This window comes from Marinitenerispora sediminis (genome assembly GCF_003336425.1).
Taxonomy (GTDB): domain Bacteria; phylum Actinomycetota; class Actinomycetes; order Streptosporangiales; family Streptosporangiaceae; genus Marinitenerispora; species Marinitenerispora sediminis.
This window is the reverse complement of the sequence record NZ_QEIO01000263.1, coordinates 1-3,499: the sequence shown is the minus strand read 5'-3', so window position 1 is coordinate 3,499 and position 3,499 is coordinate 1. Positions and strand designations below refer to the sequence as shown.

Below are 3,499 nucleotides of genomic sequence, written 5' to 3'. Positions count from 1 at the left end.
GTCCTCGGCCGTGCCGTACCCCACGAGCACCGCGCCGGACCCGGCCGGGCCCGCCGCGCCGTCCGCGCGGCCCGTCCCGCCCTCCCGGGCCGGCTCCCGGGCCTCCGGGACGACCACTCCGGGCTCGGCGAATCCGCCGGCCGGCCGCGCCTCCCCGGTGTCCACGCTGATCAGCGGTGTGCCGACGGCGACGGTCTGCCCGGGAGCGCCGTGCAGCGCGGTCACGGTGCCGCGGAAGGGGCACGGCACCTCGACCACCGCCTTGGCGGTCTCGACCTCGGCCACCGGCTGGTCCACGTCCACGGTGTCGCCCACCGCCACCAGCCAGGTGAGTACCTCGGCCTCCGTCAGCCCCTCGCCCAGGTCGGGCAGCGTGAAGTCGCGGACGGCCGGCGCGGGGGTCACGAGCCCACCCCCGTCCGGTGCCGGCGTCCGGCGCCGGCCTCCTCCCGCGGGCGGGAGCCGACCGGCGACACCCAGTCGGACTCCCACTGCAGGCGGCCGATCGCGTCGAGGAGCCGGTCGACACCGGGCAGGTGGTGGTGCTCCAGTTTCGGCGGCGGGTACGGGATGTCGAACCCGCCGACCCGCAGTACGGGGGCCTCCAGGTAGTGGAAGCAGTGCTCGGTGACGCGTGCGGCGACCTCCGCGCCGTAGCCGGCGAACGTCGCCGCCTCGTGGGTGACCACCGCGCGCCCGGTCCGCAGTACCGAGGTGGTGACGGTGGCGTCGTCGAAGGGGGCGAGGCTGCGCAGGTCGACCACCTCGACGTCCCAGCCCTCCTCACGCGCGGCCTCGGCGGTGTCCAGGGCGGTCTGCACCGTCGGACCGTAGGAGATGAGGGTCACGTCGGTTCCGGAGCGGCGCACCACGGCGCGGTCCATGGGCTCGGTGCGCACCGGGGTGGCGACCTCGGCCTTCGACCAGTACCGGCGCTTGGGCTCCAGGAAGACCACGGGGTCGGGGCAGGCGATCGCCTCGCGCAGCAGCGAGTAGGCGTCGGCCGGGGTGGCGGGGGTCACCACGCGCAGGCCGGGGGTGTGGGCGTAGTAGGCCTCGGAGGAGTCGCTGTGGTGCTCCACGCCGCCGATTCCGCCGCCGTAGGGGATCCGGATGACCAGCGGCAGCTCCAGCCGGCCCCGGGTGCGGTTGCGCATCTTGGCGACATGCGACACCACCTGCTGGAACGCGGGGTAGCCGAAGGCGTCGAACTGCATCTCCACCACGGGGCGCAGCCCCTGCATGGCCATGCCGACGGCGGTGCCCACGATGCCGGACTCGGCGAGGGGGGAGTCGAAGCAGCGGTCCTCGCCGAACTCGGCGGTGAGCCCGTCCGTCACCCGGAACACCCCGCCCAGCGGGCCGACGTCCTCGCCGTAGACGACGACGTCGGGGTCCTCGGCGAGCGCGTCGCGGAGCGCGAGGTTGAGCGCCCGCCCCATCGTGATCTCGGCCATAGCCTGCTCACCCCTCCCGCAGTTCGTCCCGGAGGTCCGCGCGCTGGCGGGCGAGCGCGGGCGGGATACCGGCGTAGACGTGGGCGAAGAGGTCGTCGGGATCGAGGTGGTCGTCCTCGGCCAGCCGGCGGCGGACGTCGGCGGCGACCCGCTCGCCCTCGGCGGCGAAGCGCTCCAGGTCCGCGTCGCCGGCCGCGCCCTCCGCACGCAGCAGGGTCTCCAGCCGGCTGAGGGGGTCGCGGTCCCGCCAGTACGCGACCTCGGCCTCGTCGCGGTAGCGCTGCGGGGCGTCGGCGTTGGTGTGCGGGTCGAGGCGGTAGGTCTGCGCCTCGATGAGCACCGGACCCGAACCTGAGCGTGCCTCGGCGAGCGCGCGGGAGACCACCGCGTACACGGCCGCGGCGTCGTTGCCGTCCACGTGGTAGCCGGTCATGCCGTAGCCGATGGCCTTGTGCGCGAGCGTGGGCGCCCGGGTCTGCTTCTCGACCGGGACGCTGATCGCCCACCGGTTGTTCTGGATGAGGAAGACGACCGGCGCGTTCCACACGGCGGCGAAGTTGTAGGCCTCGTGCGCGTCGCCCTCGCTGGTGGCGCCGTCGCCCATGAGCACCAGCGCCGCGGTGTCCTCTCCCTGGCGGCGGGCCGCATACGTCAGGCCCACGGCGTGCGGGGCGTTGCTGGCCAGCGGGGTGCACTGCGGCGCGCAGCGGTGCCGCCGGGGGTCGTAGCCGCTGTGCCAGTCGCCGCGCAGCAGGGTGAGGACCTCGGCAGGGTCCACGCCGCGGGTGAGCAGCGCGACGCTGTCGCGGTAGGTGGGGAACAACCAGTCCTGGTCCGCCAGGGCCAGCGCGCCCGCGACCTGGCACGCCTCTTGGCCGTGGGAGGAGGGGTAGACCGCGAGACTGCCCTGTCGGGCCAGCGCGCCGGCCTGGCGGTCGAAGCGCCGCCCGACGACCATGCCACGCAGCAGCGCCAGGAGCGTGTCGTGGTCGGGGGTGGGGAAGGCGGGATCGCCGAGGCGGCGGCCGTGCCGGTCCACGAGCCGGATCGGCTCCAGAGAGGGCAGGTCCGGAACGGCCGCGGTCCCGCTGCTGTGGGTGCGCTTCATGTCTTGAATATGTGTCGATTCGCCACATAGTGTCCATAGCGCCGGGCGAAGCCTGGGCAGATGGCCGAAGCGGCTCCGGACGGGAGTCCGAACGTCTGCGACGTCCACATCGTGGACGCTGTGAGGTGAGACACATGGTCGTCGATCTTGACGCCGTGGACCGCCGGATCATCGCCCTGCTGCGCTCCGACGGGCGCATGTCCATCCGGGCCGTGGCCGAGCGGACCCACATCTCCCGGGCCAACGCCTACGCGCGTCTCGACCGGCTGCGCAGCGAGGGCGTGATCACCGGGTTCACCGCGGTGGTCGATCCGGAGAAGTACGGGACCGGTCTGGCGGCCTACGTCTCGGTCAAGATCCAGCAGCATTCCTGGGAGCGGTTCCGCGACTACCTGCGCGACATCCCGGAGGTGGACCACGCCGCGCTCGTCTCGGGCGACGTCGACCTGCTGCTCCTGGTGCGGGTCGCCGACGCGTCGGCGCTGCGCACCTTCGTCCTGGAACGGCTGCAGCGCATCCCCGAGGTGCGGTCCACCCAGACGATGTTCATCCTCGACGAGCCGCACCTCGGCGGAGGGCGCCCCGCGGACGACGCGGGGCAGTGACGCCCGCGAGCACGCGGCTCTCCGGCCGCGCGGGACTGTCCGGGGCGGCTGGCCGGGTGCCGTCTCCCACGCGCGGCCGGGGGAACGGGGAGAGGCCGTGGACGACGTCCGGCGGCGCGCACTACTCGGGGGCGGTGGACAGGATGCCGCGCGGGGGCTCCGTCGTCGGCGCGGCCGCGTGCTCGGACGGCCTAGACCCCGGCGGACGCGGGCGGAGCGGGCCGGCTGGACCGGCGGGCGCGCCCGGAGCGGCCCGGCGGAGTCTGGTGCGCAGCCCTGCGACGGTGCCGCCCGAAGGGGAGGCGGTGCCCCGGTCGGCGGCCCCCGCC

4 protein-coding genes are annotated in these 3,499 nt (G+C 74.6%); 1 reads left to right on the top strand and 3 read right to left on the bottom strand.

Translation table 11 applies throughout. The features are described 5' to 3' along the window. From DEF28_RS25995 to DEF28_RS25985, 3 genes are all read right to left on the bottom strand, one after another. Window positions 1-405 (bottom strand): biotin/lipoyl-containing protein (locus DEF28_RS25995; RefSeq protein WP_325049037.1); only part of this gene is annotated, 405 nt, incomplete at its 3' end. Next, window positions 402-1,457, bottom strand: coding sequence for an alpha-ketoacid dehydrogenase subunit beta (locus DEF28_RS25990; RefSeq protein ID WP_114433629.1), 1,056 nt, complete (start codon window positions 1,455-1,457; stop codon window positions 402-404). The genes DEF28_RS25990 and DEF28_RS25995, both read right to left, overlap by 4 nt. Window positions 1,458-1,464: 7 nt before the next feature. Next, the gene (locus tag DEF28_RS25985) at window positions 1,465-2,565 is read right to left on the bottom strand and encodes a thiamine pyrophosphate-dependent enzyme (protein WP_114400880.1); all 1,101 of its coding nucleotides are present in this window, start codon (window positions 2,563-2,565) and stop codon (window positions 1,465-1,467) included. Between the two features lie 134 nt (window positions 2,566-2,699). Here DEF28_RS25985 and DEF28_RS25980 point away from each other — a divergent pair, with 134 nt between their 5' ends. Further along, entirely contained in the window at window positions 2,700-3,170 is a 471-nt protein-coding gene (locus DEF28_RS25980) for an Lrp/AsnC family transcriptional regulator (protein WP_114400879.1), read from the top strand. The last annotated feature ends 329 nt before the right edge of the window (window positions 3,171-3,499 follow it).